This is a genomic window from Pseudobutyrivibrio sp. UC1225 (assembly GCF_900115215.1).
Classification (GTDB): Bacteria; Bacillota; Clostridia; order Lachnospirales; family Lachnospiraceae; genus Pseudobutyrivibrio.
Genome location: NZ_FOVQ01000005.1, coordinates 1 through 15,588 on the forward strand (window position 1 = coordinate 1; position 15,588 = coordinate 15,588).

Here is a 15,588-nt window from a genome sequence, read left to right on the forward strand (position 1 = left end):
CTATGCTAAGAGGCTGGATTAATTATTTTGGGAAATTCAATCCATCAGCCATGAAATATACACTTCAATGTATAGAACGTAGGCTAGTAAAATGGGCAATGTGTAAATATAAGAACCTTCGTGGTCATAGAAGACGGGCAGAAAAATGGCTCACGTCTGTAAGAAAACGAGAGCCGAGATTGTTTGCACACTGGAGCAAAATGTATTCGTATTGTTAGATGATAAGAGCCGTATGAAGGGAGACCTTCACGTACGGTTCTGTGAGAAGTTTGAGGTGAAAATCCTCCTACTTACTCGACTGAGAGGTCGGGAGATTAATTAAATCTCCCTCCTACTCGATTACCTATAACTAGCTGTTTTCTTCGGCTGCAAATATTCTTTTATATTTGCTGCTGTAATGGTAAAATTTAAATGAATAAGATATCTTTGACTATTTATATTGGAGTGAGAAACTATGGCAGATGAAAAATTTCAAATGACATTTATGGAGGCCAGGATTGTTAGATTGGCTTCATATAGATGGAATCTTCCGGTAGAAAAGATAATAGATTTATTTAGAAAAGTAGATGTTCTTGGATATATAGAGACAGGATTTGGAATTTTCCATTGTGAAGGTGATGAAACAGTTCTTGATGATGTAGAAAAATATCTTATCAGAAAAGGAGTTAATCTTAATGGTTGAATTAAAGGAAGGCCTGATTTTATATCATGGCAGTTATTGCCACATTGACAGCTTATTTAGCAGGTGCCTTTGGAAATGTTGGGGAGGCTGAAGCAGATACATTATGTATGAATCAGTTGCTTCCTAATAAACTTCAAGATCAATTGTGTTTTAGAACGGATAAGGCATTATCGTGTTTAGAGTTTATTGAGGGAGAAAAAATATGGCTGAACAAGTAGTATCAAAGGAGAGGCTAGATTATACAGTTGACGCTTTGATATCCATGGTTGTTTCGGAATTGGCTGAAGAGTTAAAGCAAGATGAAAAAAATATTTTAGAAGACTTTTTGATTTCTAAAACAGGAAAAGCACTTTATGATACTGAAACTAAACTTTGGTGCAATGGCCCAACATATATAGCTGAAATCTATAAGAAAGAGAAGGGACTTTAGTAAGGTCACTAAAATTAAAATGCACATAATCGATTTTACAAAAGCTAGAAAACAGAAGGTTTATCCTCTATCGCAGAAATTTTTTGGGAAAAATCCAGCTGGACAGGAGCTGGGTTTTACCAATTACTACATGACGATAGATGGTGAGCCTTTTTTCGCTATAAGCGGGGAATGTCATTTTACCAGAGTGGCAGAGAGCCAGTGGGAGGACACCATCCTGAAGATGAAGGCAGGCGGGCTGAATATTGTTTCTACCTATGTCTTCTGGAACCATCATGAGGAGATTGAAGGGGAGTTTTGCTTTGATGGCAGAAGAAATCTACGGAAGTTTGTGGAAATCTGTGCAAAGCATGACATGTTTGTAATCCTTAGAATTGGTCCCTTCTGTCATGGCGAAGTGAGGAATGGAGGATTGCCTGACTGGCTGTATGGAAAGCCTTATGATGTGAGAAGTAATAACTCGGCATTTTTGGAACAAGTGAGATTGTTGTATAGGGCAATTGGAGAGCAGATACAAGGCCTACTATATAAAGATGGAGGCCCTATCATCGGCGCACAGCTTGATAATGAATATATGCATTCAGCAGCACCATGGGAGATGACTACAGGAATTTCCAATGAGTGGGTAAATGGAGGCCGCGACGGTGATGCGTATTTGGTAGCACTGAAAAATATCGCAATCGAAGAAGGCATTGTTACACCATTTTACACCTGCACAGGCTGGGGTGGCGCAGCCACTCCTACAGGCGAGATGCTTCCACTTTGGGGCGGCTATGCTTTCTGGCCTTGGATGTTTTATGGAAACAAGGATTACAAGCATCCTGCAACACCTGAATACATTTATAGAGATAATCACAATAACGCTGTGAAATCCACCTATAACTTTGAACCATTCTATGAGCCTGAGTCTATGCCATATTCCTGCTGTGAAATGGGTGGTGGAATGATTCCTTTCTATAATTATCGCTTTCATTTTCCATGTGAATCGGTGGATGCGATGGCAAATGTAAAACTTGCCAGCGGCTGTAATTTCCTTGGATATTACATGTACAGGGGTGGAACAAATCCTCACGGTCTGAGAATGGATTATTTGAATGAACATCAGGTGCCAAAGCTTGGTTATGACTACAATGCACCTATAGGAGAATTTGGACAGCTTCGCCCAAGCTTTTACAGGCTTAGATGTATTCATATTTTCTTAAAGCACTTTGGTCATTTGCTTTGCCCAATGACTACTATATTGGCAGATGATAATCAGGGATTGATTCCGGAAGATAATTCGTATTTACGATATGCAGCAAGGACAGATGGTGAAAGTGGATTCCTGTTTATAAATAATTATCAGGACCATATTGAGCAGGCTGATAAGGTAAATGAATCAATAACCATCAAATTGAAGGATAAAGAAATTACAATAGATGACCTTTCCATAGCAGCAGGGGAAGAGGCAATTCTTCCTATTAATTTAGATATGGATGGTGTGCGACTGGAATATGCCACAGCTCAGCTGCTTTCGAGAGTGGAGACGGATACGAGTCTTATATATATATTCTTCAGACCAGCAGGAATGAAGCCAGTGTATAAATTCGAAGGCGAAGAGATTATTGAGATTCCAGATAGTCCATCCTACAGTTTTGGAAAGCAGGTTAAAGGCAAACCATTGTCAATAATAACGTTGTCCCGAGAATTGTCACTGGAGTACACAGAAATAAAGCCACCAGCAGAGCTCACAAATCAAAACAAGAGAGTGCTCACACCTAAGCAGTGCGGTGAGTCCAGATTTACAATAGAGATTCCAAAGTTGAATCCAGAGGCAAAGGATACGCTGCTTCAGATTAATTATAGTGGCGACATAGGACAGTTGTTTGATAAGACTGGAAAACTGCTTCACGACGATTTCTGCTGTGAATCCACCTGGGAAATCGGGCTAAAGGAGCTTGGTATTAAAGGGGGAGATGTGCTTACTCTCTACATAACACCTAAGAAGGATGATGTTGTGGTAGATGTGTCATCAACTATGGCAGGAAGACTGGAAAAGGCAGATGGAGTCCATTATGCACTAAGAAAAGTGGCGTTGGTGGAGACCTTGGAAGGCTAGCTGCAAAAAGATACTTGACTTTAAAAGTCTAAATAACTATACTTTACTCAAATAAAGAAGGGGAACGGTCATGGCATTTACATCTATGCTTAATAATCTCAATAATAACAATAATAATTCCGTGAATAATAATCAGGGGATTTAATTTTATTGCTGTTGATGAGATTTGAAGATTGTTCAAATATGTAAGAATTAGCGAGCCTCATCAAGCGCAAGTTTGATGGGGCTTTAATTATGTAATTCAATAATAAGGAGAAAATAAAATGAGCGTTAAAACAATTGACGTAAGAACACTTTCAAGAAACTTTAAAGAGTTCGACGGCAAGGAAGTTACAGTTTCAGGCTGGGTCCGCAACATGCGTGATTCTAAGACATTCGGTTTCTTAGTACTTGCTGACGGAACATTTTTCAACCCAGTACAGGTTGTATTTAACCAGGATAAAATCGACAACTTCGACGAGGTTTGTCATTTAAATGTAGGTGCAGCTGTATATGCAACAGGTATCGTTACACTTACACCAGAGGCAAAGCAGCCATTCGAGATTCAGGCTACAAAGATTGATGTAGAAGGAAAGTCTACACCAGATTATCCAATCCAGCCAAAGAGACACACAATGGAGTACCTTCGTACACAGACACATCTTCGTCCACGTACAAACACATTCCAGGCTGTATTTAGAGTTCGTTCTCTTTGCGCATACGCAATTCACAAGTTCTTCCAGGAGCGTGATTTCGTATATGTACACACTCCACTTATCACAGGAAGTGACTGCGAGGGTGCAGGTGAGATGTTCCAGGTTACAACAATGGACCTTAACAACATCCCTAAGACAGAGGATGGCAAGGTTGATTTCTCACAGGATTTCTTCGGCCATGCTACAAACCTTACAGTTTCAGGTCAGTTAAATGGTGAGACTTATGCTCAGGCATTCAAGAACATCTACACATTTGGACCTACATTCCGTGCAGAGAACTCTAACACAACTCGTCATGCAGCTGAGTTCTGGATGATTGAGCCAGAGATTTCATTTGCTGATCTTGAGGACGATATGATTCTCGCTGAGGACATGATTAAGTTCGTTATCAACTACGTTCTTGAGCATGCTCCAGAGGAGATGGAGTTCTTCAACAACTTTATCGACAAGGGACTTCTTGATAGACTTCATCATGTTGCATCTTCTGATTTCGGTCGCATCACATACACAGATGCTGTTGCTGAGCTTGAGAAGCACAACGATGAATTTGATTACAAGGTATCTTGGGGCTGCGATCTTCAGACAGAGCATGAGAGATATCTTACAGAGAAGATTTTCGGAAAGCCTGTATTCGTTACAGATTATCCAAAGGAAATCAAGGCTTTCTATATGAAGCTCAACGAGGATGGAAAGACTGTAGCTGCTATGGACTGCCTCGTTCCTGGTATCGGTGAGATCATCGGTGGCTCACAGCGTGAGGACAACTACGATGTTCTTGTTGAAAGAATGAAGGAGTGCGGTCTTAAGGAAGAGGATTACCAGTTCTACCTTGACCTCAGAAAGTATGGTTCATCTAGACATGCTGGATTTGGTCTCGGCTTCGAGCGTTGCGTAATGTACCTTACTGGTATGGGCAACATCCGTGACGTAATTCCATTCCCAAGAACTGTTGGAAACTGCGACTTATAATAAAGACTAGGAGGGTTAAGTTATGAGCAAGATTTACATCCCAGATGGATACGCGTCAGCGTTAGATTTAAAAGAGACACAGATTGCTATTAAGAGGGTTAAAGACTTCTTTCAGGCACAGCTTACAGCTGAGTTAAATTTACACCGTGTTACAGCACCACTTTTCGTTCGCCCTGAGTCAGGTTTGAACGATAACTTAAATGGTGTTGAGCGCCCAGTTGCCTTTGGTGTAAAGGAACAGAATGATAAAGAGGTTGAAGTTGTTCACTCTCTTGCAAAGTGGAAGAGAATGGCACTTGGCCGCTATGGTTTCAATGTAGGCGAAGGTCTTTATACAGATATGAATGCTATTCGTCGTGATGAGGACACTGACAATATTCATTCTATTTATGTTGATCAGTGGGACTGGGAATGTATCATTGAGAAATCTGCTCGTAACGAAGAGACTCTTAAAAAGTACGTAAAGAGCGTTTATGCAGCTCTTCGTGTTACTGAGAAATATATTGCAAATTCATATGACTATGTACAGTGCATTCTCCCTGAGGAGATTCATTTTATCACTACTCAGGAGCTTGAGGATAGATGGCCTGATTTAGATGCTCATCAGCGTGAGTATGAAGCAGCTAAAGAGTACGGCGCTATCTTCCTTATGAAGATTGGTGATTTGCTTAAGTCTGGAGAAAAGCACGATGGTCGTGCTCCTGACTATGATGATTGGCAGCTTAACGGTGATATCATCGTTTACTATCCTGTAGATGATATTTCACTGGAGCTTTCATCAATGGGTATCCGTGTTGATGAGGACAGCCTTAAGGCTCAGCTTCAGAAGGCTGGCTGTGAGGAGAGAGCAGAGCTTCCATTCCAGAAGGCTATTCTTGATAAGAAGCTTCCTTATACAATCGGTGGTGGTATCGGTCAGAGCCGTATTTGTATGTTCTTCCTCAGAAAATGCCATATTGGCGAGGTACAGTGCTCTATCTGGCCAGAAGAGGATGTTGAGTACGCAAGCCAAAAAGGTGTAGTCATCCTATAAAAGACAAATAATAAATACTGTCTTTCGCTGACAAACAAAACACTTTACAATTGTATATTTTTATCGTACAATATCTTTCGGCTCTCTTTCAGGGAGCCGATTTTTTCGTCTATAAAATATTTTTTATGTTGTCCTTTACTTTAAGACTTTAGTGTGCTACAGTATTATTGTAGTGATAAAGTTTATATTGTGGGATTTTTATTAGGAGTATTTGTAATAATGAATAAGAAACTTGAAACAGCAGAGATGGATGAGCTTTTAAGAGCTATTCTTAGCCTCGAGACAGTCGAGGAAGCCTATGAATTTTTTGAAGATCTTTGTACAGTTAATGAGATGGTAGCTATGAAGCAGCGCTTCGAGGTTGCCAAGATGCTTCGCGAGGAGCGTACATATCAGGACATCGCTGATGAGACTGGCGCTAGTTCAGCTACTATCAGCCGTGTTAATCGTGCCCTTAATTATGGTAACGATGGATATGATATGGTTCTTAAGAGAATCAGCAAGTAGTGATAAGGTAATCAGAGATTTAAGGTCAGGCTTTTATGCCTGATCTTTTTTTGTGAATTTTTCTATGACGTTATAAAAATTAGATTGACAACAAAATAATATCGAAATATAATGTCGTTTGCGTTTATAGAAATTTGGAGGTTAAATCTAATATGAATGGAATGAAAAAGTTTGTCGCTGTTGCAGCAGCTTTCGCTATAGCAGTGACAGGATTTATGGTTGATAAGAATGATGCAAAGGCATGGTCTGTAATGGACGTCAGTCAGATTAATTATAAAGCTTTAAGAGCCCCTGAGCAGGATAATGATATAAATCAGACTAATTCTTATGGCATACCTTATTATTATGAAGGTCAGACATTTGAAATTTACGGATTTACAACTGATATTGATGATAGAACATATAATGTTAATCGTATAGGTCAACCGGGAAATGGTAATGCCTATGGTTGGATAGATGGAGAAAACGATCCTATTCCTGAGTCTGAGGATGATTATATTTTAGCGGTTGCTACTAATGACGAAGGCACGATTTCAGTAGAAAATGGTGTTTGGACAACTAATAGATTAAATGCCCATACTTATTATTATCCAGCGACTAGAAATGCGAATGGTGAATTAAGATATAAATGGGATGATGCTATTCGTTTATATGGAACTTATACTATTATGGGTTCTATCTTTATTACAGATGAATCAGGCAAGATTTTAGAAGAAGATGTACCTAGTGGCACTATAGGTAATAGCAGTACATTTGGAGTAAAAACCATTAACTCTAAATACTCTATTACAGCAACTTCTGATAATGAAAGTATTGCTACTGTAAAGGTTGATGGTAGAAACTTCATAATTGAAGGAAAGTCTGCAGGTGTAGCTCATATCACAGTTATTGATGAAAAAGGAAACGAAGCTAGTATGTCTTACTTTGTAAAGGACGCTTCACAGACAAATACTACTTCTACCACTTCAAATAATTCAACTAATATAGATGTAAGTTCAGCTTCAACTAGTTCATCAGACAGTTCTTCAAGTAGTTCATCTGCAACTGTTCAAACAAAGGAACGTCCAGTTGACTCTTTTGAGACAGTAACTGTTAATGCTAATGGCGAACAAGTTAGAACTATTGTAACAAATAATGGAGTATTTAAATCTTCACTTGATAGTGTAAATGATGTTGTTCCAGCAGGAGCATCATTTACTAGTGCAGAGATTGAGCCAACTGCTCAGTATTACGTTACTGTTAATGAGGCTTTCAAGAAGTTCTGGAATAATAACGAGAATGAAGTATCTTACAAAATTGGCAAGATGGTAGAATTCGATCTTGCAGACATGAGTGGTGCTGCTATTCATCAGCTTGACGGATATGTAACTGTTTCTATGGATATGCCATCAGACATGGTTGTAGGCGAGAATCAGGTTGTTAAGGTATATCGTGTTGCTGAGGATGGTACGGTAGTACAATGTCCTACAGTTGTAGAAAATGGTGTAATCCAGTTTGCTACAAACCACTTCTCTACTTACGTATTTGTAGTTGAAGATGAGCAGACTTCTGCAAGCGCAACATCAACAACAAAATCTCCAAAAACAGGAGAGGAATAAGAATAAACTTTTTAGGGAGACTGAAATAATAGCAGTCTCCTTTTTTAGGTATAAGTATGAAGAAAAAAGATTTGATTGGTTGTATAGCCATAGTTTTAGTTACAATTATTGGCATTACGATATATGTAGGGATATTCAAAAAGGATAACTCAGAGGAAATGCCAAAAGATGCTGTTTCAGCTCCAATTGAAGTTGTTAGCGTTCAGAAACCAGAAGTAACTACTGATACCAAAGATATAGCAGCGCTTCAAAGTGATAATCCAGATATTTATGCGTGGATAACTATGCCAGGAACAACAGTTGATTACCCTGTACTTCAATCAGAAGAGGATAATTATTACCTTAATCATAAGGTGGATGGTACAGAAGGTCTTCCAGGTTCAATTTATACAAATCAAATAGATGGAAAAGATTTTCAGGTGGCAAATACAGTTGTATATGGTCACAACATGAAGAATGGTTCGTATTTTGGTCAGCTTCATTTATTTGAAGATAAGGACTTTTTCGATAATAATCGAGAAATTGATATTTACCTTTCAGATAGAAAACTAACCTTTGAGATTATTATTGCCAGCAGGTTCAATGATAGTTATCTTTCAGATACATATATAATGGAAAATCCAGTTGGAACAAAGCAGTTTTTGAGCGATTTGACAGCTTATGAACCGGATGCAGAGAGTACTCATATTATAGAGGGATATGATATGGGGGAGTATGAGCAAATTATTACTCTTTCAACTTGCGTGAAGGGTGTAGCGGAAGAAAGATATCTTGTTGTTGGTAGATTGATAAAAGTAGAGGCATACGAATAATCAAAGACAATGCAATATATTTATGCTAAAATGTGAGATGTAGTTTCTGAAACTACATCTCATTTTTTGTATAAGGGGAAAGATATGGATAATTCTAGAAAACGACTTAATGAAATTCTTCATCAGTTGGCTGAAATAGATTATGTTCATCCTGCTGATATTCCAAATATTGATTTATATATGGATCAGGTGCTGACCTTTTTAGATCAGGAGCTTGGTACTGTCCGCGAGGTAAACGAGGACAAGGCCATGACAAAGACTATGATAAATAATTACACTAAGAATCAGCTTATGCCACCTCCAGAAAAGAAAAAGTATTCCAGAGAGCATATGCTGAATCTTATCTTTATATATTACTTTAAGAATTTCTTGGGCTTGAAGGATATCAAGAGTATCTTAGACCCAATTAATGATAAGTACTATGGTGATAGTGAAGGTTTGTCTTTCTTTGATATTTATTGCGACATGGTCGGCTACGAGCGAAAGGTTGCAAAGGAAGTTACAAAGGACATTATTAAGAAGTACAACATGAGCCGAGAGGCCTTTGCTGACCAGGATGAAGAAAGCAAGGATGTGCTTCAGGATTTCACATTCATCTGTCTGCTTTCATTTGATGTATTCGTTAAGAAAATGATGATTGAACAGTATATTTCCAACCGTCGTAAAGATGAGGAAAAGGCAGACAATAGTTCCAAAGAAAAACCAAAAGAAAAGTGATTATTAGGTAGAAGGAACTATGTTTCTATGTTAGAATTATAGAACAAAGTTTCGAAAATAATCATAAATGTAAGGATAGTTTTGTTATGAATTTAGATTTTTTGAATGACAAGCAACGAGAGGGCGTAGTTACCACTGAGGGGCCAGTGCTTATTTTGGCTGGCGCCGGCTCAGGAAAGACACGAGTGCTTACCCACCGCGTTGCTTATTTAATAGAGCAGGGGGTGATGCCCTACAACATCATGGCTATCACTTTCACTAATAAGGCAGCCAGAGAGATGAGGGAGCGTATTGATAATATCGTCGGCTTCGGTTCTGATGGTGTTTGGGTAGCTACCTTCCATGCCAGCTGTGTTCGTATTCTTCGTCGTTTCTGCGAAAATCTCGGACAGGGCTACAGCAGCAATTTTACTATTTATGATACAGACGATTGCAAGACCCTTATGAAAGAGGTTTGCAAATATCTTCAGATAGATACAAAGCAGTTTAAGGAGCGAACATTCTTAAATGTAATTTCTGATGCTAAGAATAAATTAATTGGTCCTGAAGAATTTACTAATCGTGCCATGGGCGATTTTAATATGTCCCGTCAGGCCGCAGTATATCGCGAATATCAGGCTCGCCTTCGTCAGAATAATGCATTTGATTTCGATGATTTGATTATGAAGACTGTAGAGCTCCTTCGTTTAGATGGAGATGTTCGTGCTTATTATAATGATAAGTTCAAATACATTATGGTAGACGAGTATCAGGATACCAATGCAGCGCAGTTTGAGCTGGTTCGTTTGCTTACTGGCGGTGCACAGAATCTTTGCGTAGTAGGTGATGACGACCAATCCATCTACAAATTCCGTGGTGCTGATATTTATAATATTTTGAATTTTGAGCAGCACTTCCCTGCAGCTCACGTTATTAAGCTGGAACAGAATTATCGTTCTACAGGCAATATTTTGGAGGCGGCTAATTCTGTCATTGCCAATAACGAGGGACGTAAGGAAAAGGCTCTTTGGACAGAGGCTGAGGATGGAGATAAAATTCAGTTCCAGCAGTTTGACAGTGCATATGAAGAGGCTAGCTTTATTGCCAGCAACATAGGTGCTTTGGTTCGTAAAGGCGAAGCAGATTACAAGGATTGTGCAGTACTTTATCGTACCAATGCTCAATCACGTCTTATAGAAGAAAAAATGATTTATGAGGGTATCCCTTATAAGATTGTTGGCGGTGTTAATTTCTATAGCCGTAAGGAAATCAAGGATGTTCTTGCTTATTTAAAGACAGTTGATAATGGTAGTGATGATATTGCTGTTCAGCGTATCATTAATATTCCTAAGCGTGGAATTGGTGCTACCACTATCACAAAGGTTTCTGATTTTGCCAGAGAACGTGGTCTTAATTTCTACGAGGCACTGCTTCATTGTGAAGAGGTACCATCTATTGGAAAGGCAGCTACAAAGATTCAGGGCTTTACCAGCTTAATAGAGAAGCTGCGTCAGATTGCAAAAGAAGAATCTGTATCAGCACTTGTTGAAGAGATTTTGGATCAGACGGATTATGTGGCAGAGCTCAGAGCTGAGGGCACTGACGAGGCTAAGGCTCGTATTGAAAATATCGACGAGTTACTTACAAAAGCAGTTGCCTACGAAAAGGATGCAAGAGATGATGGCGAGGAGCCTACTCTTTCAGGATTCTTAGAGGATGTAGCGCTTGTTGCTGATATTGACAGCTATGAGGAAAGCGACAATTACGTTGTGCTTATGACTCTTCATGGCGCTAAGGGATTGGAGTTCCCACGTGTTTATATGGCAGGCATGGAGGATGGATTGTTCCCAGGTCAGGCAGCTATCTTTGATGGCGGCGGAGCAGATTCAGAGCTCGAAGAAGAGCGCCGTCTTGCTTACGTAGGAATCACCCGTGCCCGTGAGCATCTTACAATGACTGCAGCACGTATGAGAATGGTTCGTGGCGAGACAGCCTTCCATAAGATTTCCCGCTTTGTAAAAGAGATTCCTGAAGAGCTAGTAAAGGGCAATCTCTGGGAACCAAAGCCTATGGATGATTACAGCAGCACTCCTATTGGAGAGTACTCTGTCTACCAAAAGCCTTCAGGTTTCGGTAAGCCATTTGCTGCCTCTACAAGCTATGGTACAGCAGGTTCTACAGCAGGGAAAGGAAAGGGCAGCTACAGCGCCAGCAGATATTCTGTAGGTAGCTCCACTACTGCAGTTGCTAATAAGAACGGCACAAAGATTGAGAAGAGTGAATTGGATTATGGCATCGGCGACCGCGTCAGCCATATCAAATTTAAAGAAGGGACAGTTAAAGATATTATAGATGAAGGTCGCGACTACGAGGTCACAGTAGAGTTTGATGGTGTCGGCGTAAAGAAGATGTTTGCGTCCTTCGCAAAGTTAAAGAAAGTATAGGTGTAATTTATGAAACGTGGTGAAGTTGTACAAGGTAAAGTAATAAAAGTAAACTTCCCTAACAAAGGTATAGTAGAGACTGCTGAAGGAGACCGCCTTCGTGTAAAGGGTGTACTTCCAGGGCAGACAGTATCTGTAAGAGTTAAAAAGAGTTCAAAAGAAAAGGCTCAGGGTAATCTTCTTTCAGTAGATGCTCCATCTCCTCTTGAGATGGACTGCCCAGCTTGCGTGCATTTTGGAAAGTGTGGTGGTTGTACATATCAGTCACTTCCTTATGAGCAGCAGCTTAAGATTAAAGAGGGCATGATTCATGACCTTATGGCACCAGTTATCGGTGAGGATGTTTGGAATGCCACATACGAGGGAATCAAGGCCAGCCCTAAGCAGTTTGAATACAGAAACAAGATGGAGTTTTCTTTTGGTGATGAGGTAAAGGATGGTCCTCTTACTCTTGGTATGCACAAAAAGGGTAGCTTCTATGATGTTGTTACAGTAGATGGCTGCCAGATTATCGACGCAGATATGAGACGCGTTCTTACTATCACATTGGATTACTTCGCAAATGCGAAGCAGCCATATTATCGCAAGAATACACACGAGGGATATCTCCGTCATCTTCTTGTTCGCAAGGCAGCAAAGACTGGCGAGATTCTTGTGGATTTGGTTACAAGTACACAGATTTCATCTATCTATGAAATAGCTCTTTTAGAGGGATGGAAGCAGGCTCTTATTAATTGCCCTGATTGGGAAGGAAAGCTTACAGGTATCCTTCATACAAAGAATGATAGAGAAGCAGATGTTGTCTGCGATGAAGGTACAGAAATTCTCTATGGTCAGGATTGGTTCAAGGAAGAGATTCTTGGATTGTCATTTACAATCACACCATTCTCATTCTTCCAGACTAATTCACTTGGTGCTGAGGTGCTCTACAGTACAGCACGTGATTTTATTGCTGGCGGAGCTGACGGGGCAGAGGTATATGACCTTTATTCTGGAACAGGTACAATTGCTCAGGTTATTGCACCTGCAGCAAAGCATGTAACAGGTGTAGAAATCATCGCTGAGGCAGTTGAGGCTGCAAAGGACAATGCTAAGCTCAATGGCCTTGAGAACTGTGATTTCATCGCAGGAGATGTACTTAAGGTTCTCGATGATATTACTGAGAAGCCAGATTATATAATCCTTGATCCACCACGTGATGGCATCCATCCAAAGGCACTTGATAAGATTATCGATTACGGTGTAGATTCACTTGTTTACATCTCATGCAAGCCTACCAGCTTAGCTCGCGACCTTGAGGTATTCCTCGCCCGCGGCTACAAGGTCACACGCCTTGCCTGCGTGGACATGTTCCCAGGCACTTACCATGTGGAAACGGTTGTGCTTTTGTCCCAACAAAAACCAGATGATCATATTGAGATAGAGATTAATCTGGATGAGATTGATGCTACAAGTGCTGAGTCGAAGGCTACATACAAGGAAATTGAGGAATGGGTGCAGGAACACTACGGATTTCATGTAACAAATCTTAATATCGCTCAGGTAAAGCAGAAGCATGGAATTATAGAGCGTGAAAACTATAATAAGCCAAAATCAGAGAACAGCAGACAACCGGGATGTCCGGAGGAAAAAGTGAAGGCGATAGAGGAAGCATTGAGATATTTTCAAATGATATAAGGACATATTTTGTTGCGCAAGTTTTTTTATAATTATTCTTGAGGTTGAATCATAAGATATGTTCACGTACAATTAACGAGGATTATACTTTGTGTGATTAGGAAAGGAGCATGATTATATGACCATCAGAGTTGTTATCGCTCAGTAGTCTGAGCTTAAATAATAAATGAATCGTAAGCTCAGATGAATCCTAAAAGAAATATCAATTTAGGAGGAGCATTATGAGCTATATTAAGGCAGAGAACGTGCTGCCGCAGGAATTAATAGAAACGATTCAGCAATATGTAGACGGAAAAATGATCTATATTCCCTGCAAGGAAAAACAGGAGTGGGGAACCACGACTTCTGCCAAGGTCTTCTTTCGTGAAAGAAATGAAGAAATATACGAAAACTACATAGGCGGAATAGGAATACACGAACTTGCACACAGGTTTTCCCTGTCGGAGAAAAGCATTCAGAGAATCCTCAGGAATCAGAGGCTGGCCTTAAGCAAAGGTGCCCCTTCTGTCTGATCATACCAAAATAAGAGTGTTCTTTAGATGTGGAGGTTGTGGGAAGAAACAGGAGTTTATCAATTCCTATAGATTTAGAGTAAATGCTAACGGTAAGAGTGTTGATGTATGGCTGATATATCGATGTAAGAAATGTAAGCATTCCAAGAACCTCACAATTTATGAAAGGACTCGTCCAGGAAAGATACCTGAAGAATTGTTTGAGAGCTTTATGAATAACGATATGGAAACTGCCATGAAGTATGGTAGCGATATAGACTTTTTAAAAAGAAACAATGCTGAATTAAAATGAATTTCGGCCGGGCTATGTGTCCGGCCATTTCAATAGGGAGAATGTAATGGAAGAACAATATTTTTTTCATGTAATATCCGACATTCCCAAGAAGGTCGGTGAACATATCATTCTGGATGACAAGCATCCAAACGGTGTCCACAAGCGTGTATATGAGGAACTCGAAACAGTAAATGATATATATAACAATCCTGAAAAATATAAGGATACAGAACTGACGCACAAGGTGGATGTAGCGCTTCGTGAGCTTGCGTTGGAAAAAGTTAGAAAAGAAAAGTATTCGGAGTACCCTTCGAGAATGGCTTCGCTATATGTGTCTAAGTCATACGAGGAAGCTGAGAGGTGGGGAGACTATTTTGCTAAGTTAGGAAGACCTACTTTCGGAATTGCAAAGATAAAAGTGACTGGAAGAGTTTTTGAAGAAGATGCCTACAAGTGTTTTGATGGAGTAACAGACGAACAAGAGAATCTTAGGATGGCTGAAATCTATTGGCAGAATGGAGCTAATGAGGATGGACATGAATCAATCGTGGAGATTCTTGCTGACGGAGATATAGAGATTGTTGAGATGGTAAAAGATATTAATGCGAATACGGAATACAAATATTTTGAGTTGAGAGAAAAACCCGACTTAAAAGATATGGCTGCAGATTGGTTTCACAAAAAGTGGGGAGTCCCAAAGGATGCTTATCTTGAATGTATGACAGCGTATCTTAATAAAGAGACCGAAAATGGTTGGTACCTATGCATGTTAGGAGATCAAATTGTCGGGGGGTTAGGTGTAATCGATAATGATTTTCATGACAGGAAGGACTTAAGCCCCAATGTTTGCGCTGTATATACTGAAGAGGCTCATCGTGGACAGGGGATAGCAGGAAATCTTCTTAATCTTGTTGTGGAGAACATGAATAAAAAAGGAATTTCACCGCTCTATCTTGTTACAGATCATACTGGTTTTTATGAGCGTTATGGATGGGAGTTTTACTGTATGGCTCAAGGGGATGATGAACCGGAGCAGACGAGATTGTACATTCATCGATGATACATTTGAAATAAACAACTAGGAAAAGACGCACTCTATACTTACTAATGGCAGGTATGAGTGCGCCTTTTTCTTGAAAAAGAAAATGTAATAGATTTCGG

Annotated in this window: 16 protein-coding genes; all 16 read left to right on the forward strand. The window is 39.8% G+C overall.

Translation table 11 applies throughout. The features are described from left to right. Positions 1–218, forward strand: a 218-nt coding sequence (locus tag BMZ41_RS07725) for a group II intron maturase-specific domain-containing protein (RefSeq protein WP_304442048.1), incomplete at its 5' end; no start/stop codon positions are given. 236 nt (positions 219–454) lie between these two features. Continuing rightward, positions 455–682 carry a DUF3791 domain-containing protein gene (locus BMZ41_RS07730; RefSeq protein WP_090528383.1) on the forward strand — a complete coding sequence of 76 codons (228 nt, stop codon included), beginning with the start codon at positions 455–457 and terminating at the stop codon, positions 680–682. Between the two features lie 26 nt (positions 683–708). After that, positions 709–900 (forward strand): hypothetical protein, encoded by a 192-nt coding sequence (locus tag BMZ41_RS07735; protein WP_177184179.1) that lies wholly within the window; start codon positions 709–711, stop codon positions 898–900. Continuing rightward, positions 885–1,112: a hypothetical protein gene (locus BMZ41_RS07740; protein ID WP_090528386.1), complete on the forward strand. Its 228-nt coding sequence runs from the start codon at positions 885–887 to the stop codon at positions 1,110–1,112. The genes BMZ41_RS07735 and BMZ41_RS07740 overlap by 16 nt, the downstream gene beginning before the upstream one ends. Before the next feature lie 19 nt (positions 1,113–1,131). Beyond that, positions 1,132–3,210: a beta-galactosidase gene (locus tag BMZ41_RS07745; RefSeq protein WP_090528389.1), complete on the forward strand. Its 2,079-nt coding sequence runs from the start codon at positions 1,132–1,134 to the stop codon at positions 3,208–3,210. Positions 3,211–3,473: 263 nt separating this feature from the next. After that, positions 3,474–4,874 (forward strand): asparagine--tRNA ligase, encoded by a 1,401-nt coding sequence (gene asnS / locus BMZ41_RS07750; RefSeq protein WP_090528391.1) that lies wholly within the window; start codon positions 3,474–3,476, stop codon positions 4,872–4,874. A gap of 22 nt (positions 4,875–4,896) precedes the next feature. Beyond that, positions 4,897–5,907 carry an aspartate--ammonia ligase gene (gene asnA, locus BMZ41_RS07755; RefSeq protein WP_090528393.1) on the forward strand — a complete coding sequence of 337 codons (1,011 nt, stop codon included), beginning with the start codon at positions 4,897–4,899 and terminating at the stop codon, positions 5,905–5,907. Between the two features lie 219 nt (positions 5,908–6,126). Then, positions 6,127–6,414, forward strand: a complete 288-nt coding sequence (locus tag BMZ41_RS07760) for a YerC/YecD family TrpR-related protein (RefSeq protein ID WP_015548776.1) — start codon at positions 6,127–6,129, stop codon at positions 6,412–6,414. Between the two features lie 152 nt (positions 6,415–6,566). Further along, the gene (locus tag BMZ41_RS07765; RefSeq protein ID WP_090170414.1) at positions 6,567–8,012 is read left to right on the forward strand and encodes a hypothetical protein; all 1,446 of its coding nucleotides are present in this window, start codon (positions 6,567–6,569) and stop codon (positions 8,010–8,012) included. 56 nt (positions 8,013–8,068) lie between these two features. Further along, positions 8,069–8,824: a class B sortase gene (locus BMZ41_RS07770; protein WP_090170412.1), complete on the forward strand. Its 756-nt coding sequence runs from the start codon at positions 8,069–8,071 to the stop codon at positions 8,822–8,824. Between the two features lie 84 nt (positions 8,825–8,908). Continuing rightward, positions 8,909–9,541, forward strand: coding sequence for a DUF1836 domain-containing protein (locus BMZ41_RS07775; RefSeq protein ID WP_090528395.1), 633 nt, complete (start codon positions 8,909–8,911; stop codon positions 9,539–9,541). A gap of 86 nt (positions 9,542–9,627) precedes the next feature. After that, positions 9,628–11,964, forward strand: coding sequence for an ATP-dependent helicase (locus BMZ41_RS07780; protein ID WP_090528398.1), 2,337 nt, complete (start codon positions 9,628–9,630; stop codon positions 11,962–11,964). Between the two features lie 9 nt (positions 11,965–11,973). Further along, on the forward strand, positions 11,974–13,641 hold the full coding sequence (gene rlmD, locus BMZ41_RS07785; protein WP_090528402.1) for a 23S rRNA (uracil(1939)-C(5))-methyltransferase RlmD: 1,668 nt from the start codon (positions 11,974–11,976) through the stop codon (positions 13,639–13,641). 221 nt (positions 13,642–13,862) lie between these two features. Then, a complete protein-coding gene (locus tag BMZ41_RS07790) occupies positions 13,863–14,153 on the forward strand; it encodes a CD3324 family protein (RefSeq protein WP_090528405.1) in 291 nt (96 codons plus the stop codon). A 16-nt stretch (positions 14,154–14,169) separates the two neighbouring features. After that, on the forward strand, positions 14,170–14,445 hold the full coding sequence (locus tag BMZ41_RS16135) for a DUF1062 domain-containing protein (RefSeq protein ID WP_050008154.1): 276 nt from the start codon (positions 14,170–14,172) through the stop codon (positions 14,443–14,445). Positions 14,446–14,491: 46 nt separating this feature from the next. Then, positions 14,492–15,487, forward strand: a complete 996-nt coding sequence (locus tag BMZ41_RS16035; RefSeq protein WP_090528411.1) for a GNAT family N-acetyltransferase — start codon at positions 14,492–14,494, stop codon at positions 15,485–15,487. Positions 15,488–15,588 lie beyond the last annotated feature (101 nt).

What these genes read in the sequence shown, in the direction of transcription:
- BMZ41_RS07730 (WP_090528383.1), top strand. Translation starts at nt 455, where the DNA reads ATGGCAGATGAAAAATTTCAAATGACATTTATGGAGGCCAGGATTGTT.
- BMZ41_RS07735 (WP_177184179.1), top strand. Translation starts at nt 709, where the DNA reads ATGGCAGTTATTGCCACATTGACAGCTTATTTAGCAGGTGCCTTTGGA.
- BMZ41_RS07740 (WP_090528386.1), top strand. Translation starts at nt 885, where the DNA reads ATGGCTGAACAAGTAGTATCAAAGGAGAGGCTAGATTATACAGTTGAC.
- BMZ41_RS07745 (WP_090528389.1), top strand. Translation starts at nt 1,132, where the DNA reads ATGCACATAATCGATTTTACAAAAGCTAGAAAACAGAAGGTTTATCCT.
- asnS (WP_090528391.1), top strand. Translation starts at nt 3,474, where the DNA reads ATGAGCGTTAAAACAATTGACGTAAGAACACTTTCAAGAAACTTTAAA.
- asnA (WP_090528393.1), top strand. Translation starts at nt 4,897, where the DNA reads ATGAGCAAGATTTACATCCCAGATGGATACGCGTCAGCGTTAGATTTA.
- BMZ41_RS07760 (WP_015548776.1), top strand. Translation starts at nt 6,127, where the DNA reads ATGAATAAGAAACTTGAAACAGCAGAGATGGATGAGCTTTTAAGAGCT.
- BMZ41_RS07765 (WP_090170414.1), top strand. Translation starts at nt 6,567, where the DNA reads ATGAATGGAATGAAAAAGTTTGTCGCTGTTGCAGCAGCTTTCGCTATA.
- BMZ41_RS07770 (WP_090170412.1), top strand. Translation starts at nt 8,069, where the DNA reads ATGAAGAAAAAAGATTTGATTGGTTGTATAGCCATAGTTTTAGTTACA.
- BMZ41_RS07775 (WP_090528395.1), top strand. Translation starts at nt 8,909, where the DNA reads ATGGATAATTCTAGAAAACGACTTAATGAAATTCTTCATCAGTTGGCT.
- BMZ41_RS07780 (WP_090528398.1), top strand. Translation starts at nt 9,628, where the DNA reads ATGAATTTAGATTTTTTGAATGACAAGCAACGAGAGGGCGTAGTTACC.
- rlmD (WP_090528402.1), top strand. Translation starts at nt 11,974, where the DNA reads ATGAAACGTGGTGAAGTTGTACAAGGTAAAGTAATAAAAGTAAACTTC.
- BMZ41_RS07790 (WP_090528405.1), top strand. Translation starts at nt 13,863, where the DNA reads ATGAGCTATATTAAGGCAGAGAACGTGCTGCCGCAGGAATTAATAGAA.
- BMZ41_RS16035 (WP_090528411.1), top strand. Translation starts at nt 14,492, where the DNA reads ATGGAAGAACAATATTTTTTTCATGTAATATCCGACATTCCCAAGAAG.